General features: G+C 49.7%; 31 protein-coding genes, 3 tRNA genes and 2 pseudogenes. 2 read left to right on the top strand and 34 right to left on the bottom strand.

Features of this window, described 5'->3' with window-relative positions; translation table 11 throughout:
* Positions 1-31 precede the first annotated feature (31 nt).
* The 13 genes from DS743_RS05765 to DS743_RS05705 form a co-directional block, all read right to left on the bottom strand.
* The gene (locus DS743_RS05765) at positions 32-1,459 is read right to left on the bottom strand and encodes an oligosaccharide flippase family protein (protein WP_035183818.1); all 1,428 of its coding nucleotides are present in this window, start codon (positions 1,457-1,459) and stop codon (positions 32-34) included.
* Between the two features lie 3 nt (positions 1,460-1,462).
* Positions 1,463-2,602 carry a CDP-glycerol--glycerophosphate glycerophosphotransferase gene (locus DS743_RS05760; protein WP_035183820.1) on the bottom strand — a complete coding sequence of 380 codons (1,140 nt, stop codon included), beginning with the start codon at positions 2,600-2,602 and terminating at the stop codon, positions 1,463-1,465.
* Between the two features lie 162 nt (positions 2,603-2,764).
* Complete coding sequence (locus tag DS743_RS05755) at positions 2,765-3,466, bottom strand: GntR family transcriptional regulator (protein WP_002878105.1); 702 nt, start codon at positions 3,464-3,466, stop codon at positions 2,765-2,767.
* A 66-nt stretch (positions 3,467-3,532) separates the two neighbouring features.
* Positions 3,533-4,600, bottom strand: a complete 1,068-nt coding sequence (locus DS743_RS05750) for a hypothetical protein (RefSeq protein WP_035183823.1) — start codon at positions 4,598-4,600, stop codon at positions 3,533-3,535.
* A gap of 14 nt (positions 4,601-4,614) precedes the next feature.
* Positions 4,615-5,727, bottom strand: a complete 1,113-nt coding sequence (locus DS743_RS05745; protein ID WP_016395811.1) for a phage tail protein — start codon at positions 5,725-5,727, stop codon at positions 4,615-4,617.
* 145 nt (positions 5,728-5,872) lie between these two features.
* Complete coding sequence (locus tag DS743_RS05740) at positions 5,873-7,480, bottom strand: peptide ABC transporter substrate-binding protein (protein WP_035183826.1); 1,608 nt, start codon at positions 7,478-7,480, stop codon at positions 5,873-5,875.
* Positions 7,481-7,767: 287 nt separating this feature from the next.
* Positions 7,768-7,839 (bottom strand) — tRNA-Gln (locus DS743_RS05735).
* Between the two features lie 5 nt (positions 7,840-7,844).
* Positions 7,845-7,926: transfer RNA gene (locus tag DS743_RS05730), tRNA-Tyr, on the bottom strand.
* A gap of 75 nt (positions 7,927-8,001) precedes the next feature.
* Positions 8,002-9,057 carry a PTS sugar transporter subunit IIC gene (locus DS743_RS05725; protein WP_035183828.1) on the bottom strand — a complete coding sequence of 352 codons (1,056 nt, stop codon included), beginning with the start codon at positions 9,055-9,057 and terminating at the stop codon, positions 8,002-8,004.
* A complete protein-coding gene (locus tag DS743_RS05720) occupies positions 9,044-10,225 on the bottom strand; it encodes an aminotransferase class I/II-fold pyridoxal phosphate-dependent enzyme (protein WP_035183831.1) in 1,182 nt (393 codons plus the stop codon). Before DS743_RS05720 ends, DS743_RS05725 begins: the two co-directional genes overlap by 14 nt.
* A 324-nt stretch (positions 10,226-10,549) precedes the next feature.
* Entirely contained in the window at positions 10,550-10,720 is a 171-nt protein-coding gene (locus DS743_RS05715; protein WP_181406076.1) for a hypothetical protein, read from the bottom strand.
* 119 nt (positions 10,721-10,839) lie between these two features.
* Positions 10,840-10,911: transfer RNA gene (locus DS743_RS05710), tRNA-Gln, on the bottom strand.
* A 98-nt stretch (positions 10,912-11,009) separates the two neighbouring features.
* Positions 11,010-11,501: a YbhB/YbcL family Raf kinase inhibitor-like protein gene (locus tag DS743_RS05705; RefSeq protein WP_035183834.1), complete on the bottom strand. Its 492-nt coding sequence runs from the start codon at positions 11,499-11,501 to the stop codon at positions 11,010-11,012.
* A gap of 102 nt (positions 11,502-11,603) precedes the next feature.
* Between DS743_RS05705 and DS743_RS05700 the strand changes: the two are divergent.
* Positions 11,604-12,760 (top strand): annotated as a pseudogene (locus DS743_RS05700) (MFS transporter).
* 59 nt (positions 12,761-12,819) lie between these two features.
* Here the strand turns inward: DS743_RS05700 and DS743_RS05695 are convergent.
* The 4 genes from DS743_RS05695 to DS743_RS05680 all read right to left on the bottom strand — a co-directional run bounded on the left by DS743_RS05695 (position 12,820) and on the right by DS743_RS05680 (position 15,892).
* On the bottom strand, positions 12,820-13,443 hold the full coding sequence (locus DS743_RS05695) for an NUDIX hydrolase N-terminal domain-containing protein (protein ID WP_035183836.1): 624 nt from the start codon (positions 13,441-13,443) through the stop codon (positions 12,820-12,822).
* 114 nt (positions 13,444-13,557) lie between these two features.
* Entirely contained in the window at positions 13,558-15,189 is a 1,632-nt protein-coding gene (locus DS743_RS05690) for a peptide ABC transporter substrate-binding protein (protein WP_035183839.1), read from the bottom strand.
* A gap of 221 nt (positions 15,190-15,410) precedes the next feature.
* Entirely contained in the window at positions 15,411-15,671 is a 261-nt protein-coding gene (locus DS743_RS05685; RefSeq protein ID WP_231520471.1) for a hypothetical protein, read from the bottom strand.
* A gap of 59 nt (positions 15,672-15,730) precedes the next feature.
* Positions 15,731-15,892, bottom strand: coding sequence for a hypothetical protein (locus DS743_RS05680; protein ID WP_231128235.1), 162 nt, complete (start codon positions 15,890-15,892; stop codon positions 15,731-15,733).
* A 335-nt stretch (positions 15,893-16,227) separates the two neighbouring features.
* Here DS743_RS05680 and DS743_RS05675 point away from each other — a divergent pair.
* Positions 16,228-16,364 (top strand): annotated as a pseudogene (locus DS743_RS05675) (site-specific integrase); the annotation flags it as partial.
* Positions 16,365-16,435: 71 nt separating this feature from the next.
* Here the strand turns inward: DS743_RS05675 and rpsI are convergent.
* From rpsI to rpsE, 17 genes are all read right to left on the bottom strand, one after another.
* Entirely contained in the window at positions 16,436-16,831 is a 396-nt protein-coding gene (gene rpsI, locus DS743_RS05670; protein ID WP_002878121.1) for a 30S ribosomal protein S9, read from the bottom strand.
* Between the two features lie 12 nt (positions 16,832-16,843).
* Entirely contained in the window at positions 16,844-17,287 is a 444-nt protein-coding gene (gene rplM / locus DS743_RS05665) for a 50S ribosomal protein L13 (protein WP_003613334.1), read from the bottom strand.
* Positions 17,288-17,392: 105 nt separating this feature from the next.
* Positions 17,393-18,181 (bottom strand): tRNA pseudouridine(38-40) synthase TruA, encoded by a 789-nt coding sequence (truA, locus tag DS743_RS05660; RefSeq protein WP_035183844.1) that lies wholly within the window; start codon positions 18,179-18,181, stop codon positions 17,393-17,395.
* The gene (locus tag DS743_RS05655; RefSeq protein ID WP_003613308.1) at positions 18,181-18,978 is read right to left on the bottom strand and encodes an energy-coupling factor transporter transmembrane component T family protein; all 798 of its coding nucleotides are present in this window, start codon (positions 18,976-18,978) and stop codon (positions 18,181-18,183) included. Before DS743_RS05655 ends, truA begins: the two co-directional genes overlap by 1 nt.
* Complete coding sequence (locus DS743_RS05650) at positions 18,971-19,834, bottom strand: energy-coupling factor transporter ATPase (RefSeq protein WP_003613344.1); 864 nt, start codon at positions 19,832-19,834, stop codon at positions 18,971-18,973. The genes DS743_RS05655 and DS743_RS05650 overlap by 8 nt, the downstream gene beginning before the upstream one ends.
* The gene (locus DS743_RS05645) at positions 19,810-20,658 is read right to left on the bottom strand and encodes an energy-coupling factor ABC transporter ATP-binding protein (protein ID WP_002878135.1); all 849 of its coding nucleotides are present in this window, start codon (positions 20,656-20,658) and stop codon (positions 19,810-19,812) included. Before DS743_RS05645 ends, DS743_RS05650 begins: the two co-directional genes overlap by 25 nt.
* A 189-nt stretch (positions 20,659-20,847) precedes the next feature.
* Positions 20,848-21,231 (bottom strand): 50S ribosomal protein L17, encoded by a 384-nt coding sequence (gene rplQ, locus DS743_RS05640; RefSeq protein ID WP_002878136.1) that lies wholly within the window; start codon positions 21,229-21,231, stop codon positions 20,848-20,850.
* A 23-nt stretch (positions 21,232-21,254) separates the two neighbouring features.
* Complete coding sequence (locus DS743_RS05635; RefSeq protein WP_013439116.1) at positions 21,255-22,193, bottom strand: DNA-directed RNA polymerase subunit alpha; 939 nt, start codon at positions 22,191-22,193, stop codon at positions 21,255-21,257.
* Between the two features lie 43 nt (positions 22,194-22,236).
* Entirely contained in the window at positions 22,237-22,626 is a 390-nt protein-coding gene (gene rpsK / locus DS743_RS05630) for a 30S ribosomal protein S11 (RefSeq protein WP_002878139.1), read from the bottom strand.
* A gap of 28 nt (positions 22,627-22,654) precedes the next feature.
* A complete protein-coding gene (rpsM, locus tag DS743_RS05625; RefSeq protein WP_013439115.1) occupies positions 22,655-23,005 on the bottom strand; it encodes a 30S ribosomal protein S13 in 351 nt (116 codons plus the stop codon).
* A 25-nt stretch (positions 23,006-23,030) separates the two neighbouring features.
* Positions 23,031-23,147, bottom strand: coding sequence for a 50S ribosomal protein L36 (gene rpmJ, locus DS743_RS05620; protein ID WP_002878160.1), 117 nt, complete (start codon positions 23,145-23,147; stop codon positions 23,031-23,033).
* Between the two features lie 14 nt (positions 23,148-23,161).
* Positions 23,162-23,383: a translation initiation factor IF-1 gene (gene infA / locus DS743_RS05615; RefSeq protein WP_002878178.1), complete on the bottom strand. Its 222-nt coding sequence runs from the start codon at positions 23,381-23,383 to the stop codon at positions 23,162-23,164.
* Between the two features lie 75 nt (positions 23,384-23,458).
* The gene (locus tag DS743_RS05610) at positions 23,459-24,112 is read right to left on the bottom strand and encodes an adenylate kinase (RefSeq protein ID WP_002878179.1); all 654 of its coding nucleotides are present in this window, start codon (positions 24,110-24,112) and stop codon (positions 23,459-23,461) included.
* Between the two features lie 10 nt (positions 24,113-24,122).
* Positions 24,123-25,418 (bottom strand): preprotein translocase subunit SecY, encoded by a 1,296-nt coding sequence (gene secY / locus DS743_RS05605; protein WP_035183846.1) that lies wholly within the window; start codon positions 25,416-25,418, stop codon positions 24,123-24,125.
* Entirely contained in the window at positions 25,418-25,858 is a 441-nt protein-coding gene (rplO, locus tag DS743_RS05600; RefSeq protein ID WP_002878182.1) for a 50S ribosomal protein L15, read from the bottom strand. The genes secY and rplO overlap by 1 nt, the downstream gene beginning before the upstream one ends.
* A gap of 20 nt (positions 25,859-25,878) precedes the next feature.
* Positions 25,879-26,064 (bottom strand): 50S ribosomal protein L30, encoded by a 186-nt coding sequence (gene rpmD / locus DS743_RS05595; protein ID WP_002878183.1) that lies wholly within the window; start codon positions 26,062-26,064, stop codon positions 25,879-25,881.
* An 11-nt stretch (positions 26,065-26,075) separates the two neighbouring features.
* On the bottom strand, positions 26,076-26,588 hold the full coding sequence (gene rpsE, locus DS743_RS05590) for a 30S ribosomal protein S5 (protein ID WP_002878184.1): 513 nt from the start codon (positions 26,586-26,588) through the stop codon (positions 26,076-26,078).
* Positions 26,589-26,604: the final 16 nt, after the last annotated feature.

Raw genomic sequence — 26,604 nt, 5'->3', positions numbered from 1 at the left:
TTATTTTTGCTGATTTCTTCCTTATTAATAGCTATTTTTTCAAGCGCTTTTTGACGATCGTGACCAAGTCTTCGTTCAAGTCAAACTTCAAGAGCCAGAGGATGGCCAGGTACAAGGCCATAATAACCAGGGACTTGACCGTCATGTTGATAAAAGCACTTGGAATCTGCCAAGGCCACAGCATCCCTGCCGCCAGGCTGATCCCCATGGCCAAAAAGCACTTGGGCACGTCGCTGAAAGTTTCCTTGAAGTCATAACCGTCCCGCACGATCCAGCAGCGCAGAAAGAGAACAACGGCTTCGGTCAAGAGGATCGCCACCATGGCCCCCGCTGCCCCGAAAGGCCGGTCCAAAAAGTAGCTGAATACCAGCTCTAGGACCGCCCCGATCGTAACTGGAATGGCATAGTCCTTGTCCCGCTTGTTGGCCAGGGCAAACTGGTTGGCGAAGACCCCGCCCATGGGAATCAAGATGATGGTCAAGGTGAAGAAGAACATCAAGGGGGTCATCGGGATATATTTTTTCCCGAAGAAAAAGGGCACGAATTCCTTGGTATTGGCCATGACCACCACGGCAAACATGGTTCCCAGCATGGTCGTGGCTTCCAGGGACTTCTTCAAGACCTTCTTCTGGGTTTCCTTCCCCTGGACCGCCATCTGCGGCATTATTACCAGGGAAATACTGGTGATAACCCCCAGGATCATGTTAGAAATCCGCTGGGAGTTGTCATAGTAAGAGACCTGGGCCGTATTTTGGAAGAGGCCCAAAAGGGGCTTGTCCAAGGAAGTGTAAATCTGGGTCGCGATCTGGGGAATCATCAGGGTCATGATGGCCCGGCGGGTTTCCGCGAAATAGTAGAAATGCTTGACTGGCCGGCCGACATATTTGCCGATGCTGAACCAGAAGACAAAGGAACCCAGCATGGTGGACACGGACATGATCAGGAAATACTTCCAAAGGTCAGCCGGACTTTTGATCAAAAGCAAGATAAAGACAACGCTGACAATCTTGACGATGGTATTTCTTAAAACCACCCGGCCAAAATCAGCCAGACCCTGGAAGAACCAGGAGATGTCAAACTGGGCGGCAATCAAGTATGGCAGCATCAGCAGGAAGTAGTTCCAGTAGCGGACCTTGAAGACCAGGCAGGTCAAGACAGTCAAGGCGATGGTTACCAAGCCGCCGATAAACTGGAAGTACCACAGGCCCCAGAAGGCCTCGGTCAGTTCCCCGCTCTTGCTTTTGGCCCGGGCTTTAGAGATGCTTCTGACCCCGATATTGGATAAGGACAGGACGCAGAAGATCATCAGAAACTGGACCGTGTTGTTGACGCTGGAATAGATCCCGTAGGTCGTTGGGCCCAGGACTCTGGACAGATAAGGAACCGTGATCAAGGGCACCAGGACCAGGAAGACCTGGTAGACCGCGTTATAAAAGATGTTCAGAAAAGTTTTTTTCAAGGATCAGACCCCGCTTAAGTAATCAAAAATTTTCTGGCAGGCCTGGCCATGGTCGGCCTGGTCGCTCAGCTCCAGCCACTTTTTCCGCTCAAGGCCATACCCATCTTTTTCACCCAGCTGCTTGACCAGGTCAGCCTGGCTGGCCACGCAGGGACCAGGGACGATTTTTTCATAAGGCCCCAGCAAAAAGCCCCGGGTCTTTTCATACTGGGCCAGGCAGTTGGTGATGAAAATCAGCGGCTTGTCCAAGTGGAGGTAGTCAAAGTAGATCGAGGAGAAGTCGGTCATGAGGAAGTCGGTGGCTCCCAGGATTTCGTAGAGGTCCAGCTTTTTCGCCAAAAGGTCGGAATTGTTCAAAAAGGCCACGTGCTTGGCCTCCAAGTGGAAGTCGCTGAAGAGCTTCATTTCCCATGGATGGAGCTTGACCAGGAGGTACTGCTTTCTAGCAGCCAGAGCCTGGTCTAAAGCGGCCAGGTCAAAGTCGCTGAAGGCAAAAAAGTTCCCTTCTTTAATCCGCTCCATCACTTCCGGCTCTTCCAATTCATAGCGGAAGGTTGGCACATAGACCCCTACTTGGGCTTCCGGGTCCTGGCAGGAGAAAAAGTCAGCCAGGAGCTGGGCCTTTTTATAAGGAGACTTGAGCAAGGAATCAATCCTGGGGAAACCAAGCCGGACATAGCGGGGACCTTCAATTCCCATGCAGGCGCTCATCAAGCTTTCATAGAGTTCCGAACTGGAGGTGACCAGGTCGGCCGTCTTGTGCCAGAGCTTTTCGTTTCTCTGGTTGTCCCGGCGCTGGGTATTGTTGGCCATGGTCCCCATCCGCTTTAGGGGAATCCCGTGCCAGAGGGCCAGGTTGACCTGGCTTTTCCGGACCTTGAAGGGCTGGTGGGTGGTCAAGACGTACTTGGCCCGGCCGATTTTTTGCCAGTCTGACCAGGGCAAGTGGGAAGAAGGCCAGGGCTCGATCAAGTAGGCCGTGACTTCCGGGTGCTCGCGGCGCAGGTATTTATAAAAGAGGTAGCCATTGGACCCCGAGCGGCCGGCCCCATTCAAGATCACGTATGTGTTGGAGTCTTCTTTTTGCCAGCGGGCCAAAAATTTCATGACTGCCAGATATAGGCGGAATAGTATGCTTTTCATAGTGCCTCGTTAATCATTAGCTAATAGTGTCAAGTCCATTTTAGCAAATTCGCCCCCTGCCGCCAAAAGCAAGTTCCATCTTTTGTACTTTTTTAAAGGAAGCAAAAAGAGGCAGGACTGAACCTGTCTCTTTGTCATTTTTATCTTTAGCTAGTCAGCTGGCTATTTGCTGAAAGTAAATTCGAAGCGCTCGCCCACGTATGAAGCCCGCGTGTATTCAAAGGGCCGGCCATCAGCCAGCTTGGTAACCTGCCGGCGGGTGATCAAGGCTTCCCCGCGCCGGCAGTTGAGCAGGCGGGCCTCCTGTTCATTGGCGACAGCGGCTGAGATGTACTCAGTTGCATCCCCGATCTGGTAGCCCCCCTGCTTCTCCAAGGTCTGGTAGAGGTGGCTTGACACGTCATCTTTGGCAAAAGGCGCGATCAAATCTTCCGGCACCGTCACGATTTCGTGGCAGATCGGCACCTGGTCGGCATAACGGATCCGCTCCATGCGCAGGACCTTGTCGCTGCCCTCCAGGGCCAGGCGTTCTTTTTCCGACAGGGACGGCTGGGTGATCTTGTAGGAAACCAGCTTGCTGGACGGGGTCTGCCCGTTAGCCCGGGTGATTTCGGTAAAGGACATGATCCCGGACATCTTCTCCTGGACCTTCTGGCTGGCCACGTAGGTCCCGCTGCCCAGCCGCCTTTCCAGAATCCCTTCTTCCTCCAGGGTCTTGATGGCCTGACGCAGGGTCATCCGCGACACCTTGAACTGTTCCGCCAGCTGCCGTTCAGCTGGAATCCGGTCCCCCACCTGGTAGACATGGTTTTCAATGTCCCGGCGCAGCTGATTGTGAATTTTGATATACATTGGTTCTTGCATCGGTCTTTCCCCCCACAGAATCATCAAGCTTGGATCTTAATTAAATTCTATAGCAAAAGGCGGCCTTTAGACAAGTTTACATTTTATTCCCGTCAATTTTACCTTGCCCTGGCCAGTCTGCTTGACCAGCAGCTGGTCCTGGTCGCTCTCCAAAACATTGCCTAAGATCCCGGCTTTGTCAGCCAGGCGCAAGTGGCTGCCAGCCACGTTTAAAAGGGCATTCTGCAGGCGGACCTGGCTTGCATCCCTTAAACTAAGCCAAGTTCCTTCGCTGCAGGAAAAGTGCGGCCGGCAAAAAACAGCCTTGCCCTGGCCCCTGATTTCCCCTGCCTCCAAGTGGCAGTTGGTTAAGTTGCTGCTTCCGCTGACCTGCTTGAATTGCTTAAAAGTGCAGTTTTGGAAAGCGGCTGAATTAGCTTTTTCCAAAAGGGTTGTCCCCGGCAAGTCGCAGTTCAAAAGGTCGGCCTGGCCATTTTTCAGAGTTAAAGACAGGGCAGACTCAGTGAAGTAAAGGTCATTTTCTTCGCTCAAGCTGGTCACCTGGTCAAAAGCCGTCTGGTCAAAGTGCCCTTCATAAGCCGAACTTTCCTCCAGGACAAAATCCCCCTTGATCTGGGACTTGCTGATGGCTAATGGGCCAAAGCCATTGCCGGTAAAAGCAGCTGGAGTTGCCGCGATTTCACTGGAAGAGATCTGGACATGCTGCTCCTCATCGCCAACCAGGCAGATTCCCCCTTTGACCTGGCAGGAGTAGAATTCCAGCCAGACCGGCCCCAAGGCCATGAGGGACGTGCCCCTCTCCCCTTCTGCTGCTTCCAGCCGGCAGCCGCGCAGGGTCAAGTAAGGAGCATTTTCTCCTTCATAGACTCTGACCAGGGCTCCAGCAATTGCGGTAGTCTTGACGGCCAGATTTTCCAAGGTCAAATAGCGGCCATCCAGGATGACCGTGCCAACCAGGACCGTCATATCCGCTGCTGTCCCCGTCCCCTTGATCACGATATTCTTCAGCTTTTGCCCAAAAGGAATTTCATAAAAGCCGGGAGCCAGCATGAGCACGTCATCGTCTTCCAGCTGATCTAAAGCCTGCTCCCAGGACAAGTCTCGGGGGTCCTGGCTTACTTTGATTAAGCGCATGGTCTGGCTCCTTTCTATTCCTTCCGTTCAGTCCACTTGATCCCCATCAAAGAGATGTTTTCCGGATGCTCGCACTTGATTTCCAGTGGCGCCCCCTGGTAGTAAAGGGCGTTGGCCACTAAACGGGCATCATTGTCGACCAGAACCGGCCAGTTTTGCGGGTCAAATTGCAGGTTCCGCCCCTTCAATACCGCCTGGTCGACCAGGAAGATGAAGTAAGGGTAGTCGCCATTGCCGGAGAAAGTCACTAAGCTGCCGTCCATAAAGCTTTTGCCTTCCAGGCTGGCCGCGGCCGCGATCTGCACATTGGACAAAAAGCTCTGGCTCTCCCCCCGGGCCTGGAAATTGTAGAGCTGGCTATTCTGCATTAGCAAGTGGCAGTGGTCTTCGATGGCCAATTGACTGGGCATTTGACTCTCCAGAATGTTCAACCAGCATTCGCCCCGGGCATAAAGGCTGTAGTCCCGGTTAAGAAAACGGCAGGCGTAAACGTTGACCCAGCTCTTGCCGCCTAAGTTAAGGTTGCCGATGGCGGAGTTATTGATGTTTAATTCAATGTTGCTGGAATCAAAGCTGTTGACCGTCCCCCGGATCTCAGAGTTATTAATGATGGCCGTCCCAGTCCCTTCCAAAGAGATGGTGCCGAATTTTTCTGATTCATAGTCCAGCAGGCAGTCCGCCATTTCCAGGCGGAAATTGGCTTTTTCAAAAAAGGACAGGGTCCCATTGAGCAGACGGCAGGAGTACATCTCCACCGTGTCCTGGCCGTTGACGGAAATCGTAGTCGTCTTGCTGCCGGTCCCGGTCAAGACACAGCCGCGCAGGATCAGATAGCTGTTGGTCTCTTCCGGCAAATCCAGGGTATTTACGTCCCCGTAAGGTTCCAGGGTCAAGTTTTCAAAAACCACCCGGGAGCTGTTTTCACCGATGGAGAAAAAGCTGCGGATCCGGGTGTCTTCCGGACTGGCCCCCAGGCCCTTGATGGTCACGTCTTCTAATAGCCGGCCCCGGGGCCAAACGTAATAGCCGGGCTCCAGCAGCAGATAGTCCCCCGGCTCCATGTCGAGCATGGCCCGGTGCCAGGTCATTTCACCGCCGCCGCTGCCAACTTTGATGTATTTGCTCATGTCCGCCTCCTGGTCAAAAAACTAAATACTATTGTACCCGCTATACGGGCAAAATAGTTGAAGAATGCTTCTTTTTTCGCAAAAAAGCCGTCAGTTTCTTCCTTATTGTAAGAAACTGGCAGCTTTTACCGGTTTAAAACTTGTTTTACTTAATCTTGACGTCCCAGTAGTAGGCAACAGTCCCGTAAGGAGACAGGCGAAAGCCCTTCACCTTGCTGTTTAAAAGGTATGATACCCCAGCCTGGTAAAGCGGCGCCGTGAAGGCGTCCTTTTGGACCAGCTGTTTTTCAGCCGCAACCAGAGCCGCCTGTCTTTTGGCTGGCTGATTTGCATAAGTTGTCTTAGCCAGGTTGATCTGCTTCCAGAAGTTCTTGTTCTTGTAGTCAGTTTCCAGGTTGAACAAACCACCGATAGTCAGGTAGTCGATTGGGTCCTGGAAGCTTGGCTGCCAAGTCCCGTAAACCATGTCAAACTTGTGGGCAGTGGTGTCGGCCAAACGCGACTTCAGCGGAATTGACCGCAATTTTACCGTCAGGCCTGGCAGGTTCTTCATCAAGTTGCTCTGCAGGTATTCGCCTACCCGCTTGGAAGCGTCCATGTCACTGGTTAACAGTTCGATGGTGATCTTGGACTTGCCCAGCTGCTTTTTAGCCAAAGCCCATTCCTTTTGGGCCTGCTTCAGATTGTAGGTCATCAGCTTGCCGGCACTGGCCCGGTAGTCCTTGCCGTTTTCATCGTAGATGAAGTCGCTGGCTACTAAACCTTGGGCCGCCTTGCCTGAATGCAGAACCGTCTTCACCAATTCCTGCTTGTTCACGCCCAGGCTGATTGCCCGGCGGACGTGGACATTACCAGTAGTCTTGCGCTTCAAGTTAAAGACCATGTAGCCGTTGGTCGGCGTGGTCTTCGTGTGGTAGTCGGCGTTCTTTTCATACTGCTTGACGTAGTCAGAATCAACTGGCGCGTAGTCCAGCTGCCCGCCCTTATAGAGGTTGAGGCCGGTAGAGGTAGTCTTGATGACCTGGACCTTGACCGCGCTCAAGCTGACTGACTTGGCATTCCAGTAAGTCTTGTTCTTCTTCAAAGTCCACTTGAGATTGGACCCGGTCCATTGGCTGACAGTAAATGGCCCGTTGTAAACCAGCTTGCTGGAACTGGTCCCGTAGCTGGACCCGTACTTTTTGACGATCTTCGTGTCCTGCGGGTAGAATTGGGCCCCGGTCAAAAGATCCGGCAGGTACTGAATCGGATTTTCCAAAGTAATCTGCAGCTTGTACTTGCCCAAGGCCTTGATGCCCAGGCTAGACACCTTCTTCTTGCCGGCCACGATGTCCGTCCCGTTCTTGATCACCTGGTAGCTGTCGCTGTCCAGGGAATCGTTCTTCGGGTCAACCGTCCGCCGCCAAGCAGTGACGTAGTCCTGGGCCGTTACCGGGTCCCCGTTAGACCACTTGGCATTTTTCCTAAGGGTAAAAGTGTAAACCTTTTGGTCCTTGGACTTGGTCACCTTGACCGCCCCGGCCAGCCGGGCCTGCCCCTTTTTGTCAAAGCGGTAGAGCCCTTCCATGGAGTTCTGCAGGGTTTCAGAGCTGATGGTGTCCCCGTACTTGCTGGAGTCCAGGGTACTGATTTCCCCGGTTACGGCTGTCTTCATCACCTGCTTGGAGCTGGAAGCCCCCTTGTTTTGCCCGCAAGCTGTCAAAAGCGCGGCCGTTGCCAAAAGTGTTACTGAAGCAATCTTTTTCTTATGCATCGTTTAATCTCCCGAGAGTTTACTTGTCTAGTCTAATCCAATCTAATCTTACTTGCATTTATTAAACTTACTAAAAGTAACCAACAACTTACTTTTCAGTATAGCAAGTAATACTAAGAATGTACATCATTACTTATGAAAGAAATCTTTTTCTTTTAAAATTGTTTTTTCATATGTTTTTTAAGCGCTTCTTCTGGCCAAAAACTATTTTTCTTTTGCTTGGGCAAAAAAAGAGCTTCTGACTGGGTCAGGAGCTCTTTTTTCGGGTTGGGTGTTCTTTAGAACAATTGCGTTAGCTGGATTCGAACCAGCGCATGACGGTACCAAAAACCGTTGCCTTACCACTTGGCTATAACGCAATCAATGGAGGAAAGTGGATTCGAACCACTGAACTCAGAGAGAGCGGTTTTACAGACCGCCGCGTTTAGCCACTTCGCTATTCCTCCGTTGAAGTACTCTATTATATTAACAAAAAAACAGGGCAAGTGCAAGGATTTTTGGCGATTTTTTTACTTTTTGGCTTAAACTTCCAGGCGCAGGTCCTCTGCCTGGGCAAAGCTCAAGCGGTCGATGAAGAGCCAGCGCATGAAGAAGCCCAAGGCAACTGGGTAAACGACGTAGAGAACCGTCAACAGGATGATGCTCCCCCAGCCTGGCGTCATCTTGGCGTAAGCCGCCAGGGGTCCGATCAGGCCGCTGAAGCCAAAGCCAGCGGAATTAGGCGTCCCCTGCAGGTTGAAGATGGCGGCCAGAAGACCGGACAAAGCAGACGAAAGCAGGACCGGGACAAAAAGCTTCGGCTTCTCCAGCATATTGGCCATCTGGATCTTTGGCGTCCCGATGAAGTGGGCCAAGGTGGTCCCCATCCCGTTGACGCTGTAGCTCATAATCCCCAAAGTGTAGGCCGCCCCAGTGATGCCCAGGTTGGCGGCCCCGGAGGCAACCCCGGTCAAGCCGATCGCCACCGCGATCCCAACTGAAGAAATCGGGGACACGATCATAGCCGCGAAGGACATCCCGATCAAGACACCCATCAAGAGCGGCTGCAGCTTGGTAAAGGCCATGACGATCATGCCGATAAAAGTGGTCACGGTTTTAACGTATGGCAATATCAAGAGGCCGATCCCGCCGCCAACGACCAAGACGATGATTGGCAAGAGAATGGTCGTGTAGGAACCAAGCTTGTTGCCAATCAATTTGATCAAGAGGATGGCTAGGGTGATCGTCAAGCCGATGTTGATAACGTCACCAGTCCCGGCGACCATGATCAAGCCGTTTTTAAAAGTAACCGCGCCAGACCCGATCATGGCCGCGGCTGCGACCGAACACATCTGGATCATGTTCATCTGGAAGAGGTAGGCCGCGCAGAAGCCGCCCATGGCCGCCAGCAGGCTCTGGGTAAAAGTAGTGATGTTGATGACCGTCTGGGCAAAAGCCGGAGCTACACCCAAGAGGGCCTTCATCAGCTGGCCTAAAATCGCGGCCGGCACCAGGGCAGCAATGACCCCGAGTCCGATCCCGTTTAAAATGTTCAGCGTGCCTTGCTTAAGGCCGTTTGTTTCTTTACTTTCCGTCATTCTTATTTTCCTCGACAAATTTCTTGATTCTGCTTACGCCTTCTTTAATTTCGTCCAGTACCGTCGCGTAGGAGAAGCGGAGCCAGCCCTGCCCGCCCTTGGCGAACCAGGAACCGGCACAAACCCCGACATGGGCCTGGTCAGCCAGCTCATAAACGAATTCCGTGTCTTTTTGGTTAAGACCGGCTGGAATCTTGGCCCAGATATAGAAGGCCCCCTGCGGTTTGACCACTTCAAAGCCGGTTTCCGTCAAAGCCTGGTAGAGGTAGTCCCGGCGCTCTTTGAAGGCGGCCTTCATTTCCCGGGCATCCCTGTCCCCGTTTTTAAAAGCTTCCTCGGCCGCGTCCTGCATTGGGGTCGGTTCAGTCGTGGTGATGAACTGGTGGACCTTGGCCAGCTGGTCAGTGATTTCCTGGGGAGCCGCCATGATCCCGATCCGGTAGCCGGTCATGGCCCAGGACTTGGAGACCCCGTTTAAAACGATGGCCTGGCTTCTGAGGGACTTGGCCATTGAGGCGTGCTCTTGATCGTAGTTCAGTTCACTGTAGATTTCGTCGCAGAGGACAAAAGTTGGCCGGTCCTTGATTACTGCCGCCAAAGCATCCAGCTCTTCCTGGCTGTACATGACTCCAGTCGGGTTGGTCGGGTAGTTCATGACCAGAATCCGGAGGCGGTCGCCGTATTCGTCAACGGCTGCTTGCAGCTGGTCTGGCGTTAATTTGAAGCTGGTCTGGGAAGTGTCGATCTGGACAACTTCAGCTTTTTCCAGGGCCGCGTCAGCAATATATAAAGGAAAGATCGGGGTTGGCAGGACCATCACGTCGCCTGGGTTGATGATGGCAGACATGACCGTGTAGATGGCTTCCGTTGCCCCGTTGGTAGCGATGATTTCGCTTGGCTCATAGTGCATGTCGTAATGCCGAGCCAGGAAGTCTGCCGCGGCTTTTCTGAGGCCTGGCGTCCCGTTTGAAAGAGCGTAGTGGGAGTGGTTGTCCACGATCCCCTTAATGGCAGCCGTCTTGATATGGTCCGGGGTATTGAAGTCTGGCTCACCAACCGTGAACTTGACGATGTCCGGGTACTGGCTCGTATACTTGGTAAAATTCAGAATAGCTGAAGACTTTACTTCCGCTACTCCCTGCTTAAAGTGCTTAGTTAAATCAACCATGGTGTCCTCCTTGGCTACCGTAAAAACAAAAAATCGCGGATCAGATGATCCACGATTACCAAAGTCTGCTAATGCGCGTGTTCTTGAAACCGCCGGATCCTGATTCCTGCCGTTTCAAAAAATGCTGAGAAAACTCTTATTATTGAAACTGCAGATGCATGTTCTTGCTTGAAAACTTGCATCCACAGATGCAAGCTAGTTCCAGTAATAAAAGCTAAAGAATTTCGCGTTCTTGCTGATTAAAGCGTTCATGATTCTTGTCCTCTCTCAACATTTGATGCTTTAACTATATCTTAAGAAGAAATTAAAGTCAAGCGCGATATGTTAATTTTCTTCCCAATTTTCAGGATTAGCCAACAGGTCCTGCATGGCCTGCAGGAGGTCACGGCCGACTGTGATTGTTCCGGGCTTGAGGAAGTAGCTCAAGGAAATTTCTTCTTCCAGCTGGCCCAGCAGCTTTTGAATTTTCTCCACTTCTTGTTCTTTTCCAGCCATTTGCTGCCTCTTTTCTTAAAATCAATCTGACGACAAAAGTTCTTTTCCATTTTACCAGATTTTTGACCTGCTTTTTTGGTGCGCAAAAAAGGCCAAGCCTTCCGGCCTGGCCTTGCTTATTGCGTTAGCTGGATTCGAACCAGCGCATGACGGTACCAAAAACCGTTGCCTTACCACTTGGCTATAACGCAATCTTACTTGTGAGCTGATCGCTCAACCAATAATATATTACCTAATTTCCTAGCTTTGGTCAACAGTTTTCGGCAACTTTTTCTAAAAATCTTTTCCCTTAAACCCGGGCCGGCAGGTCGACCTGGTTTTCAGCCAAAACCTTGCCCTTTAAGGCACGCAAGAATTCATTGTAGTAATAAGGCTGCTCCAGGTCCAGTTTCTCGCTTAAAGCGTAAACCCGGAAGCGGTAGTCGTGGTCCTTGTCCGGCGGAGTCGGCCCGATATAGCCCGTATGCACTTCTTCTGGATCGGTTAAAAAGCGGGAAACAGTACTATTGTAACCCTGGGGCGTATCCGTCGTCCGGCTGAAGTCAGCTGGAATTTCGCTGACTGCTGGCACGTCGCTGGCCAGCCAGTGGATCCAGGCAAAGCCGCAGACCGGAATGGAATCATAGTCGACCAAGGACCAGGCCAGGTACTTGGTCCCTTCCGGCAGGTCCGTCAGGGTAAAAGGAAAAGACACTACCGGGTTGCCGGCTTCTTTTACGCTAGCATACTTGGCATATTCATCGGGCAAATAGCCCTTATCCAATTTAACTTGAATCTGCATGGTTAAACCTGCTTTCTTTACTCAAGACTTACTATCCATCATCTTCATTTTAACATTTTTTCTGTTAAACTAATTAACGGTGTATTTTATAGGAGTTTTCTCATGTCACGTTACAAAATTCAAGCCTTTCTCTTCGTTTTCGTAGCCTTCATGTTGAGCTGCAATGAATATATGATCGTCGACGTTTTGCCGGATATTTCCCGGGAAATAAATGCCTCCCTCAGCAGCTTGGGCTACCTGGTTACCGTATTTGCCCTGGTTTATGCTGTCGCCACTCCCCTGGTCACTTCCCTGACCAAGTATTTCAAGCGCCACCAGCTCCTCTTCTTTTTGATGGGGATCTTCTTTATCGGCAATACCTGGACGGCCCTGTCTTACAGCTATGTCAGCCTGCTTTTGTCCAGAATCCTGTCAGCCACGACAGCTGGAGCGATTATTTCCCTGATCCTGGTTATCGCCAACTTCGTGGCTCCCTTGGAAAAAAAGAGCCTCGCTTCTCTCCTGGATTTTTGCCGGCTTCTCGATTGCTTCCATCATCGGCCTGCCAATCGGGACCTTGATCTCAACGACTTTTTCCTAGCATGCTAGTTTCTGGATGATCTCGCTTCCGACACTCGTAACCTTTATCCTTTTACTGGCCTTCGTGCCCCGGGACACTCCGCAGAGCCAGTCCAGCAAGGGTAATAAGCAGTTTGCCATCCTGGGCAACTGGCATCCTGGCCATCATCCTGGTCTGCGCGGCTCAGTATACCTACTATACCTACATCCGGACCTTGATCACCGACTACATGCATTTCCCGAAGAGCTGGCTGAATGTCCTGCTCTTGCTGCTAGGCTTGGCCTTTATTGCCGGCAACAAGACTGGGGGCTTTCCGGCCGACCATGGCGGGATCAAGCGCCTGCCTTTGGTCTTTGGCATCCAGACTGTTCTGCTCTTCCTCTTGGCTCCCCTTTTGCCTCTGTCCTGGCTGGCCTTCCTGTGCATCGTCGGCATCTGCTGCGTCAACAGCATGTACGGGTCTTCCACCCAGGTTTATTTCCTAGACCTGGCCGCGGCTGAATATCCAGAGTCAATCGACTTCGCTTCCAGCTTCAACTCAATTTTTGCCAATGTCGGCATCTCCCTGGGCTCCTTTACGGTAGCGCAAGCGGCAGGCTTGACCGGGATCGCCAGCACCCCCTACTTTGTCGGGGTCTACAGCTTGCTCAGCTGCCTTCTGATGGTCCTGGTCTGCCGGCAATTAGCTGCTAAGAAGTAAAAATAGGCAAAAGCTGAAAAAATGAATAGATAGTAAAAACTCGCCGCACGGCGAGTTTTTTAGTCGAATAAAGTTTGCCAGTTGGCATCCCGGTGCGCGGCAAAGCACATCTTCACCTGTTCAGTTGAGTTCTTGTTTTCTGCCAAAGGCGGCAGGTCATCTTCCTTAAACCAGGCCGCCTGGCTGGTTTCGGAGTTGGCCTGGAATTCCCCACCTAAAGACTGGCAGAGATAATAGATGTCGGTAATCCCATAAGGGTGAATGGAGCCATGGTGCTTGAAGTGGTCTTGAACAGCGATAATTTTGACCGGTTTGACAGTTAAGCCTGACTCTTCCCGGCACTCCTTAATGCAGTTGTCAGCTGGAGACTGGTCGACGTCACACCAGCCGCCGGGCAGGGACCAGCGCCCTTCTTTTTCCTGGACCAGGAGAATCTGGTCATCTTTAAAGATGGCTGCCCTGGTCGCGATTTTCGGAGTCTGGTAGCCAATTTCATTGCAAAAGAGCTCTTTGACCTTGTCATAACTGACCGCGCTTTTTTCCGCCAGCATTTCCGCGGCTATTTCCCGCAGGCGGCTGTAGCGCTCCGTGTCAAAAACGTCCTTGCTGTAGGCCAGGCCGGTCTGCCCGATCGCTTGGATTTCCATGGCCCAGTCAATCAATTTGTCGCCTTTTTTCATCATGCCCTATCTTCCTTCTGCTGTAATTGTTTCTGCCTTAATTATAGTCAAAGGGGAAAATTTTTGCGCAAAAAAGCAGATCCGGAGATCTGCTTTCTTGACTATCTTTGATCTCGATTATTTGACGTAGGCTTCCTTGAAGTCCCAGTTGCCCCGGTTGTAGACCGCGTTCTTGACACTGGTCCGGACCAGCATGACGCTGGTTGAGTAGTAGAGCGGGCAAATGCCGGCATCGTTTAAGAGGATGTCTTCAGCCTTGCTCATGTCGCTCCAGCGCTGGCTGGCAGACGTGGTGGTCTTGGAGTCAGCAATCAGCTTGTCGTATTCGCTGTTTGACCATTGCCCGTCGTTTTGGCTGTTGCCAGTCGTAAACAGGTCCAGGAAGGAGATTGGGTCAGCGAAGTCGGCGATCCAGTCGATCAGGCCCAGCTGGAAATTGTGGCTGGCCAGGCGATTCAGCAGGGTCTTGAATGGCACGCTGTTAACTTCCACCTTAACCTGCGGCAGGGTCGCTTCAATGTTGGACTGGATTGATTCTGCCGTCTTCTCGGCACTGTCCGTGTCACTGGAGATCAAGGTCAGCTTAATCTTGCTCTTGCCCAGTTCAGCCAAGCCCTTAGCCAGGTACTGCTTGGCCAGCTTCTTGTTACCGTCCTTCGGGTAGAGGCTCTTTGCGCTGCTGGAGATCAAGCTAGTGTAATCTTTGCCGTTGACCTTGGTCAAGTCCTTGGAGGTCAAGGTGTTGGCCGGCTGGCTGGCCCCGCCGTCGATGGTAGAAACCAGGCCCCCGCGGTCAATTGCCAGTGACAGGGCCTTGCGGATGTTGGCGTTCTTGACGTATTCGTTGCCGCTCTTGCCCTGGCCGAATGTCATGTAGTAGGTCCCGCCTTGCGGCAGCAAGGTGAAGGCCTTATCGCTCTTCAGCTGCTTGATTTGTGAAGAATCAAGGGAAGTAGCGTCCAGCTTCTTAGCCTGGTAGAGGTTGTAGGAGGTCGTGGTTGATTTTTGTACGCTCCAGTTGATCTGGTTCAGCTTGACCTTGCTCTTGTCCCAGTAGTACTTGTTCTTGACCATCTTCCAAGACAGGTTGGACCCGGTCCAGCCCTTTTGGATGTAAGGGCCGTTGTAGACCAGGTACTTGGAAGCTGTCCCGTACTTGGAGCCATAGTTCTTAACGGCTTTTTCATTTTGCGGGAAGAAGACCGCGAAGCCCATCAGCTTGTTGAAGTAAGGGATCCGCCGTTCCAGGATCACGACCAGCTTGTACTTACCAACCGCTTTGATCCCCAGGCTCGTTGCCGGCTTCTTGCCAGCTACGATCTTGTCAGCATTCTTGATGCCAGAGAAGAGGTATGAGTATTCTGATTCAGTCTTCGGGTTGACTGTCCGCCGCCAGGAGTAGACAAAGTCCTGGGCCGTCACCGGATCCCCGTTGGACCACTTGTCGTTCTTTCTCAAGGTAAAGGTGTAAGTTTTACCGTCTTTGGAAACTTTTTCAGAGGTTGCCAGGCCGGGAGTGATCTTTGAGTCCTTGCCCAGGCGGTACAGGCCTTCAAAGGTGTTGGAGATCTGGGTAAAGGAAACTGAGTCGGTCGCTTTTGACAGGTCCATGGTCGGAATTTCAGCACTAGCTGACCAGTTCAGAGTTTTTTTGGCAGATGAACTTGCCTTTGAAGAGCCACATGCCGTTAACGCGAGTGCCGCCAGGCAGACACAGGCTGCTTGACCTAAGTTTTTCGGAATTTTCATTGTCTTGTCCCCTGCTTTCACACCTTTGTCATCACTAGTTAATTTTTTTAGCTTGTACTCATTGTATTTCCATTTTGCAGCATATGCAAGGACTTGTCCTTTTTCCGAGAAACTCTTCATTTTGGAAGTTTCCTTTCCGACACGGATTTACTTTATTCAGTTGGTCTAGACTCTTGCTTAATTTTCTTATGTAGATAAGCTGGGGAGAAAAATTGGTCTGCTCAGTAAATTTCCTTGAAATACAATCCTTGGTGCTCAACCAGACTCTCTACTTCTTCCCGCAACTGCCCCTTAAGGTTAAAGAAAATTGTACTAAAACCATCTTCAATCCGCATAAGCGAAAAATCATTCTCCTGCTTAAGCAAGATATTTAAGCTGCCGTAATTGTCAATCACCATAGTATCGATGATTTCTCCCAGCCGCTCTAAGCCAATGTTTCGTAGGTTCTTATTTTTCAGATCGGGGTAAAGGGCATTAGCCACTGCTTCATCTAAGTAGACATATGACTCGTGCTGGTACATCAGCGCGAAGGCAATAAATTTTATTTTTCTGAAAATCGCGGCTTAAAGTGTACGTTTAAATACATCTCTAGTTCTGCATAATCTTCATTTTGAAAAGTAAACGGAACAAAATCAGCAAAATACTTGTCTGATTGCTGGTCAATCAAGTGGTCAATAAGATCAACGGCATTGTCATAATTCATGGGCAAAACTCCACTGTTCATTACATTATATTTTGATCTATAGATTACTTACTATTCATTAATCTATAGAGTTCCAAAACACCTAAAAGCAGACTAAACCCTCCTAAAATCAAGTAGTCATATGTCGAATTAGACCTTTCTGTCCGTACCGTTAATCTTGCGGCAGACCACCCCGTAAAAAATATAAATATAAACGCTAATATGCTTCTGGCAACTTTACTAGTCAAGATTTTTTTCATCGCACTTTTTATACTCCCGTTTTATATAATGTAAGCATTTTCCTTTAATTTCATATCAATTTTACCCCCACTAAGCAAAAATACAAGTAACAGCTAAAAAAGGGCATCCCTACAAGCACATTTCATGGCTTAAGAGATACCCACGTTTCTACTGAAAAACATTATCTGAAATTGATGCAGAAAAAAAGCACCAGCAAGATGCTGATGCTTTAAATCTCTTGGATTCGATATGATCTGTTGTGACCATATGTGACCATTTGAAGTCTCGAAACCGCTGATCTGATGCCGTTCTTGACGATCCAGATTAACGCTTTGAGAATTGTGAAGCCTTGCGGGCCTTCTTCAGACCTGGCTTCTTTCTTTCCTTCATTCTTGGGTCACGAGTCAAGAAGCCGGCCTTCTTCAGTGGACCACGGAAGTCTGGGTCTACTTCAAGAAGGGCACGGGCGATACCATGACGGATCGCGCCGGCTTGACCTGAGAAACCACCACCGTTAACGTTAATGATAACGTCGTATTGGCCTTCAGTTTCAGTCAAAGTCAAAGGTTGCTTAAGGTCCTTAACCAAGATTGGCAATGGAATGTAGTCAGCAACATCCTTGTTGTTAACAGTGATCTTACCATCGCCTGGTACTAAACGAACGCGAGCTACGGCGTCCTTACGACGACCAGTACCTGCATATGCAGCTTGTTGTGCCATCTAAACTACCTCCTAGATCAAATTGTTAATGTCTAACTTTTCAGGCTTTTGCGCTTCGTGCTTGTGTTCTTCACCAGCATAAACGTGCATCTTCAAGAATTCTTGGTGGCCAAGAGTGTTCTTTGGAAGCATACCCTTAACTGACAATTCAACCAATTTAACAGGGTTCTTGGCAAGCAATTCGCCAGCTGATACAGACTTCAAGCCGCCACGGTATTCTGAGTGGTGGTAGTAGATCTTGTCAGTTGCCTTCTTACCAGTCAGCTTTAACTTAGAAGCGTTAACGATGATGACGTTGTCACCAGTGTCAACGTTTGGGGTAAATTGAGGCTTGTTCTTACCTCTAAGGATAGTAGCAACAGCAGTTGAAAGACGGCCCAATGAAACATCAGTAGCGTCAATCAAGTACCACTTACGTTCAATTTCACTAGTCTTTGCTAATGGTGTAGTACGCAATGTAAATTCCTCCGTTTAATTCGTAGTTTGAATACAATAAGTTTCCGGGGCCTACCGTGGACAAACATACCCTTATATCATATGTCCTAAATACCAAAATGTCAATTATAAATCAAGGTCGAGCCGATATTTTCTTGGCACTTCCTCGTAAAAGACATGGTAGAGGTACAAGCCGCAGGCCTGGGCGGTCTGCTGGACCTCCAGCCGGTTCTTGGCCGCGATCACCCGCTTTAAGTCGTGCACCGGCCGGCGGCCATTGCCGATCTCCAGCAAGGTGGCCACCAGGATCCGGACCATGTTGTACAAAAAGCCGGTCGCGATAAAGTCCATGATCATTTCGTTGTTTTCTTCATCCAGGGCCACGTTGACATAGTACATGTCCCGGACTTTATCCTCAATCTGCCCGCCGCTGGCCGCGAAACTGGTAAAATCATGCCGGCCCAGGAGGTCCTTGGCGGCTTCTTGCATCTTTTCCACATCTACCGGATATGGGTAGTGTCCTGTGTAAAAACGCTTAAAGGGGTTTACGAAGCCGTCCAGGCTGACCCGGTAGCGGTACCACTTCCCCTTGACGGAAAAACGGGAGTGGAAATCTTTATCCACAATTTCACAGTCAGTAAAAACCATATCCATCGGCAGCTGGGAATTTAGGGCCTTGATCATGTTGGCTGCCGGAATTTCCCTGCCTGGATAGTCAAAGTGGATTACCTGCCCGACTGAGTGGACTCCGGCATCAGTCCGGCCTGACCCGAAGACCCGGACCTCCTGGCCCTTAGTCATCCGCTTGAGAATCTCCTCTACCGTCCCTTGAATCGTTCTTTGCCCCGGCTGGGACTGGAAGCCATGAAAGTCATGGCCGTCATAGGACAATGTCAATTTGTATCTGCTCGTCATCAATGCTTCCTTGTCGTGATCATCAAAATTGTCAACAGCAGGCAGTAGGCTGCTGGAATCAAGTCCACCTTACTCCATTCCAGGATCCGGTAGCGGGTCCGGCCTTCACTGCCCTTGTAGCCCCGGGATTCCATGGCTGTGGACAAGTCCAGGGCCACTTCCAGAGAATCGATAAAAAGCGGCACCAGCATCGGGACAACTGACTTGGCCCGCTTGACCAGGCCACCGTCGTTAAAGTCGGCACCCCGGGACCGCTGGGCATTCATGATCTTGACCGTCTGGTCAAACAAGGTCGGCACGAAGCGCAGGGCGATCGAAATCACCAAACTAATCATGCCCACGTTGACCTTGAAGAGCTTGAGCGGCGTCAGCATCCATTCCATGGCATCCGCGATTTCCAGGGGCTTGGTCGTCACCGTCATCACTGTTGACACCAGAATGATCATGGCAAAACGGATGAAAACGTACAAACCATTGATCAAACCCTCGCTGGACAGGGTAAATATCCACCAGTGCCAGTAGACTTTTCCACCGGCCATGAAGAAGGTCTGCAGAAGGGAGGTGAAAACAATCAGCCAAATCATTGGCTTGACTCCGTCCCAAAAAACTCTGGCCTTCAGTCCCGTCGCGAAAACGCAGGCCAGGCCGAAGATACTGATCACCAGATAGCTGACCCAGTTATTGGCCAAGAAGATCATGATGATAAAGTAAAAAGTCGTCAGCAGCTTGGCCCGCGGGTCTACCCGGTAGACAAAGGTCGTCCCCGGCAGGTAGCGGCCGATAATAATCTTACTCATGCTCTCCCCCCTTCAAGCTTTGCTTGATCGCGTCCGCCAGCTCCGGCATGGTTAAAGGCTGGCCCGGCAGCTTTAAGCCAGCCGCCTCAAGTTTTGCGGCAAAACGGGCGCTGCGGGGTTCAGCCAGGTGGTGTTTTTGCAGCCATTCACTGTCTTTGAAGACTTCCTTAGGGCTGGCATGCTTGATCAAGCGGCCATGCTCCAAAACCAGGACGTCGTCGGCGTAATCTGCCACGTCATCCATGTTGTGGGTTACCAAAATCACCGTATGCCCGGCTGCCTGATAGTCCTTAAACAGCTGCATCATTTCCAGCCGCCCCATTGGGTCCAAGCCAGCTGCCGGCTCATCTAAACAGATGATCTCCGGCTCATAGGCCAAAACCCCAGCCAGGGCCACCCGCCGCATCTGCCCGCCGGACAGGTCGAATGGCGAATGCTCAATCAAGTCATCTTTCAGACCCACCTTTTTAAGCCATTTTAAGGCCGCCTCACGGGCCTCATCTTCACTGAAGCCAAAGTTCCTTGGCCCATACTCAACGTCCTTTAGAACCGTGTTTTCGAAGAGCTGGGCCTCTGGAAACTGAAAGGCCAGGCTCACCTTGCGGCGCAGGTCCTTCAAGCCCTTGTTGCCAGTCTCCGGGGTGATGGTGTAGCCCGCGATTTCGATCTTGCCACTGGTGGGCTTTAACAGCGCGTTAAAGTGCTGCATTAGGGTCGACTTGCCGCTGCCCGTATGGCCAACCAGAGCGATGAACTTCCCCTCTTCCAGGCTGAAATTCAGCTGGTCCAGGCCGATCGCCTCCAGCGGTGAGCCAGGGCTGTAGACATAACTTACATTTTCGAATTTAATTGCCATAAGCTCTGAACCAACTTTTCCTCATCATCAATTTCATCCGGGAGCACAATCCCCCGTTCCTTCAAGAGCTGCTTAAGCCGGTAGACAAAGGGAATATCCAGGCCGATCCGCTCCAGCATCTCCACCTTGGAAAAAATTTCCTCCGGCTTACCTTGGTCTAGCAGCTGGCCGTCGTCTAATACCAAAACCTGGTCAGCCCCCGCGGCTTCTTCCAGGTCGTGGGTGATGGAAATAACCGTCAAGTTATTGTCTTCCTTGATCTTCCGAACCAGGTCCAAGATCTGCTCCTTGCCTTCCGGGTCCAGCATGGAGGTCGATTCATCCAGGATGATGACCTGGGGCTTGACTGCTAGGATGCCGGCGATCGCTACGCGCTGTTTCTGCCCCCCTGAGAGGTTGCTGGGCTCGCTGTCAGCATAATCAGCCATACCAACGTCAGCGACCGCCTGAGCGACGATTTTCAGCATTTCCGGCCGGGGCACTGCCCGGTTCTCCAAGCCAAAAGCAACATCGTCACTGACCGTGGCCCCGACAAACTGGTTGTCAGGATTCTGGAAGACAATGCCGACCTTCTCTCTGACTTCCCAAACCGTGTCAGCCCCCAGCTTGACCCCGTCAACTGTAATAGAGGACTTATCCAAATCATCTGGGGCCAGCAGGCCATTGATCAATTTAGAGACCGTTGACTTGCCGCTGCCGTTATGCCCGATCAGCGCCGTCCAGCTTCCCCGCTCAATCGCAAAAGAGAGGTCAGACACAGCTGGCCGCGGGCTGTCCGGGTAAGTAAAAGTCACATGGTCAAAAGAAATAATATTGTCGCTCATCGCGTCACCACCTATTTGGTCATTTCCTTCTATTGTATCAAGCCAGGGTAAAAAAGCGCAAAAAAAAATCATCCATGAAGAGGGATGATATCGAACCATCTAAGCTAGACTAAGGTTTCCCCATCATCATCGCGCTTATTCTCACTTTCATGAATAATTTCAAAAAGTATTAAATTTGCAGCTTGAGAATTAAACCAATTCCAAAACTACCATAGGAGCTGCGTCACCCTTACGAGGAACTGCCAGCTTCATGATCCGGGTGTAACCACCGTTACGGTCCTTGTAACGAGGAGCTACGTCGCTGAAGAGCTTTTGAAGTGCTGACTTAACAACTACTTCGTCGCCTTCTTCGTGGATATCAGCGATTTCGTTACGTACAAAAGCAGCAGCCTTTCTTCTTGCAGCCAAGTCACCGCGCTTGCCCAAAGTGATCATCTTTTCAGCAGTGCGACGTACTTCCTTAGCGCGAGCTTCAGTAGTGACGATGCGTTCGTTAATGATCAATTGGGTAGTCATTTCACGGAGCATAGCTTTTCTTTGACTACTGTCCCAACCTAATTTACGGTATGACATTAATGTGCCTCCTTTATTGCAGACTAGTCTTCTTGACGAAGTGAAAGACCCAGGTCTGCCAATTTATTCTTAACTTCTTCCAATGATTTACGTCCCAGGTTGCGTACCCGCATCATTTCTGCTTCTGACTTAACAGTCAAGTCTTGCAGGGTGTTGATGCCAGCCCGCTTCAAGCAGTTGTATGAACGAACTGAAAGGTCCAGGTCCTCGATAGTCATTTCGAGTTTCTTTTCCTTTTGGTCGTTCTCCTGTTCTACCATAACTTCGCCGATTTCGGCAGCAGCGTCAGCTGATTCGAAGGCCTTGAAGTGTTCGACCAGAACACGGGCGGCAAAGTTGAGGGCGTCATTCGGAGCGATTGAACCATTTGTCCAAATTTCCAGGGTAAGCTTGTCAAAGTCTTCTCTCTTACCAACCCGGGTTGATTCAACTTGGTAGTTGACCTTTTCGATTGGTGAGAAAAGTGAGTCAACTGGAATGTCGCCGATGGACATTTCAGCAGACTTGTTTTCGCTGGCTGGTACGTAGCCCCGGCCGTTGCAGACATCAATCCACATGTGCAGGTGGCCACCTTGAGCGATGGTACAAATGTATTGGTCAGGATTCAAGACTTCAACATCAGCATCAGCCTTCAAATCTTCAGCAGTTACCGTAGCTGGACCTTCAACATCGAGTTCGATCGTCTTTACTTCTTCAGTGTAGGCCCGGAGTACAAGCTTCTTCAGGTTCAAGATGATCTTGGTTACGTCTTCTTTAACACCGGGAACAGTAGTGAATTCGTGCAAGATACCATCGATCTTCACCTTCACCAAACCGGTCCCTGGGACAGAAGTCAGCAAAACCCGACGCAGTGAATTACCTAAGGTAGTACCAAACCCACGCTCCAGCGGTTCAACGACAAACTTACCGTAACTGTCTTCTTGATCCACGACGGTAATATTTGGTTTTTTAAATTCAATCATTACTGGGCCCCTTTCAAAACGCACGTCTCAAAATAAGATTTTATTAAACACGACGACGCTTTGGTGGTCTAGAACCGTTGTGAGGTACTGGAGTAACGTCACGGATTGAAGTGATTTCCAGACCAGCAGCTTGCAGAGCACGAATTGCTGATTCACGACCAGAACCTGGGCCCTTAACTGATACTTCGATGTGCTTCATACCTTGGTCAATTGCGCTCTTAGCAGCAGCTTCAGCAGCCATTTGCGCAGCAAATGGAGTAGACTTACGGCTACCCTTGAAACCCAAAGCACCAGCTGAAGACCAGGCCACGGCGTTACCTTGAACGTCAGTAATCATAACTAAAGTGTTGTTAAACGTTGAGTGAATGTGAGCCACGCCACTTTCAACGTGCTTCTTCACACGACGCTTACGAGCAGTTTTATTTGCAGGCATCAATAAACCTCCTTATATTATTTTTGGATTAACGGCTTCTCTTAGCACCCTTACGAGTACGTGCGTTGTTCTTGGTGTTTTGACCACGAACTGGAAGACCGCGACGGTGACGGATACCACGGTATGAACCGATATCAACAAGACGCTTAATGTTCATGCTTACTTCACGACGCAAGTCACCTTCAACACGGTACTTGTCGACTTCTGCACGAAGCTTTTCTTGTTGTTCTGGGGTCAAGTCCTTTGAACGAATGTCTTCAGATACACCGGCTGCTGCACAGATTTCTCGTGCAGTGTGTTCACCGATACCGTAAATGTAAGTTAAAGCGATAACAACTCTTTTATCTCTTGGTAAGTCAACACCAGCGATACGTGCCATAGAATGCACCTCCTACTTTCTAAAATTAACCTTGACGTTGCTTGTGCTTTGGATTTGCAGGGCAAATAACCATAACACGACCATGTCTCTTAATGACCTTGCAATGTTCGCACATTGGCTTAACAGATGGTCTAACCTTCATGTTTGCCTCCGTTTTTATTTAATAAACCGATACGTAATTCTACCTTTAGTCAAGTCATATGGAGACAGCTCCACAGTGACCCGGTCGCCAGGCAGGATCCGAATGTAGTGCATTCTGATCTTGCCGGAAACGTGAGCCAAAATAGTGGCACCGTTTTCCAATTCGACTTTAAACATAGCATTAGGTAAGGTATCAACTACCTTACCTTCTACTTCAATGACATCATCTTTTGCCAAAGTTGCCCCTCCGCAATCAAAACAGTCATACTTCGAAATTATAACATGTTCGAAAAAATTTGCAAATTCTTTTGGCTAATCCTTGCTCAGGATAGCGTCGATATCTGCAAAAACTTTTTCAGGTGCTTGTTCGCCGTTTACAGTAGCGAGCAAGCCCTTCTTGTCATAGTACTCCTTCAATGGAGCGTTCATCTTTTCGTTAACTTCCAGCCGGTTCTTGACAACTTCAGGCTTGTCGTCTTCACGTTGATAGAACTCGTGGCCGCCGCAGCGGTCGCAAGTCCCTTCGACCTTAGGTTTCTTTGAGAACTTGTTGTAAGTTGCGCCGCAATTCTTGCACATGAACCGTGCAGATAAACGATCGATTAAAGTCTCTTCCTTGACATCGATTGCGATGACGTTGGTCAGCTGCTTGTTCAAGCGGGTAGTGATTTCGTCGAGCAATTCTGCCTGGTTAGTCGTTCTCGGGAAACCGTCAAGAATGAAACCATTCTTAACGTCGTCTTGACCGAGACGTTCTTCAACCAACTTAGCAGTTACTTCGTCTGGAACCAAATCGCCCTTGTCGATGTAAGACTTGGCTTCCAAGCCTACTGGAGTCTTGTTAGCCATAGCTTCTCTAAACATATCACCGGTTGAAATGTGAGCCAAGTGATACTTGTCAACGATTTGTTCAGATGCAGTACCCTTGCCTGCGCCTGGCAGACCAAGAAGAATCAAATTAATCATATTTTTTCACCTATCTAATAAATCCGGCATATTCACGCTTCATCAACAAACCGTTGATTTGCCGTGACAATTCCAGAACAACCCCGATAACAATCAACAAGCTGGTCCCACCCAAGCCAATTGAACTTGGCAGGTCCCAGATGTTGGTTGCAAGCTGTGGAAGCAAAGCAACCAACCCCAGATATACGGACCCGACCGTTGAAAGCTTCAGCAACATTGAACTCATATATTTCTCAGTGTCCTTACCTGGCCACACGCTAGGAATATATGCACCCTGCTTTTGTAAGTTTTCCGCCAGCTTCTCAGGATTTACCTGAACGAAGGCATAGAAGAAAGTAAATAGAATGATCAAAAGGGTGTAGATAATTGCACCAGGGGTCGTCTGCAAGCTAAAGATATTCGATAAGACCTGATACCAAGTCGTGTCGCCGTACTTGCCTTGGAAAGCCATCAAAATCGTGGCTGGCGTAACGATGAACGAACTGGCGAAGATAACTGGAATAACGCCGGAGACGTTAACCTTTAATGGTAGAAAACTTTCTGATCCACTGATCGTCGCTCTTCTCGTATATTGAATCGGAATACGACGATCAGCTTGTTCAACCCAGGTAACGAATTTCGTTACCAATAAAATTGCGACAATAAGCGCAACGAAGAACGCAACTCCTTGCCAGCGATCACTTGCACTGTTGTTGATCACCTGATCTTGGAAGACTTGGTAAAGTCCGCCTGGCAGACGGGCAATGATCCCAGCAAAGATAATTACTGAAATCCCATTGCCTAAACCCTTATCGGTAATTTCATCACCCAGCCAAGTTAACAGGAAGGTACCAGCTGTCATGATCATACCGATTTCGAAGTAGGTTTGCCAAGTTTGAGTCTTAACCAGACCGAAGGAAGACAAGGCGTTAAAACCTAATGTAATTCCCACACTCTGGACAAAAGCAACAAACAGCGTTAAATACCGGGTAACCTGGTTGGTTTTGCGCCGGCCAACTTCCCCTTGCTTGCCCCATTCGACAAGCGTTGGTACGATGTCCATCTGCAACAGTTGGATAACAATTTGCGCAGTGATATATGGTGATACCCCCAATGAGAAGATGGAGTAGTTGTCCAAGCCACCACCGGAAACCGTATCTAACACGGAAACAAGTCCCGTATTAGCAACTGTTGTCAGAGCCTTCGCATTTATCCCCGGAACTATAATATTTGCACCAAGTCGGTAAATTACAAGGATAAACAAAGTATAGAAAAGCTTATTTCTAATTTCCTTATCCTTGAAGGCGTTCTTCAAGGTTGAAAACATTAGATCACCTCTACAGTGCCACCAGCTGCTTCGATCGCGCTTTTAGCAGCTTCAGAAACCTTGTTAACCTTTACAGTCAACTTAACGTTCAAGTCGCCGTTGCCAAGTACCTTGACACCTGACAATTGCTTCTTAACCAAGCCCTTAGCCTTCAAAGCTTCGAAGTCAACTACGCTGCCTTCTTCGAACTTGTTCAAATCTGCAAGGTTAACAATTGCGTATTCCTTGCGGTTGATGTTCTTGAAACCACGCTTAGGCATAGTTCTGAACAATGGCATTTGACCACCTTCAAAACCTAAACGGGTGTTACCGCCGGAACGTGCGTGTTGACCCTTTTGACCACGACCTGAAGTCTTACCGAAGCCACTTGAAGTACCACGGCCGACACGCTTTCTAGCGTGGCGTGAACCTTCGGATGGGTGTAATTCATTAAGTTTCATTAAATTGGACCCTCCTTGATTTATTTGTTAACTTCTTCAACAGAAATTAAGTGAGCGATTTTCATCAGCGCGCCACGAGTTGCAGCGTTGTCTGGTTGGACAACAGTACTGTTGATCTTGCCTAAGCCGAGAGCTTTAACAACTTTTCTTTGTTCAGGCAGACGGTGGGCAACACTTCTAATTAAAGTAATCTTTAAATCTGTCATCTATAATCTCCCTAATCTTGCAAGCTCTTAGCTGATTCACGAAGCTTCAGAACGTCTTCGCGAGTCTTCAACTTTTGCAGACCATCGATAGTGGCCCGGATAACGTTGATTGGAGTGTTTGAACCCAAAGACTTGGAAGTAACGTCATCGATACCAGCCATGTCCATAACGATACGTACGGCACCACCAGCTGCAATACCTGAACCGGCTTCAGCTGGCTTAAGCAGAACGTTACCTGAGCCGTAGTGGCCAAGTACTTCGTGAGGAATAGTAGTACCAACAGTTGGAACTGAGATCATGTTCTTCTTGCCGGCTTCGACTGCTTTACGGATAGCTTCTGGAACTTCAGTTGCCTTACCAGTACCAAAGCCAACGTGACCCTTCTTGTCACCAACGACAACTAAGGCAGCAAATCTTTGACGGCGACCACCCTTAACAACCTTGGTAATCCGGTTGATAGCGACCAATTGATCTTCGATGTCGTCCTTGTTTCTACGATTTTTTGAATCGTTTCGGTTTGCCATATGTTAATCTCCTTTC

The organism is Lactobacillus leichmannii (assembly GCF_024701915.1).
Taxonomy (GTDB): domain Bacteria; phylum Bacillota; class Bacilli; order Lactobacillales; family Lactobacillaceae; genus Lactobacillus; species Lactobacillus delbrueckii.
This window is presented reverse-complemented; position numbering and strand designations above follow the sequence as displayed.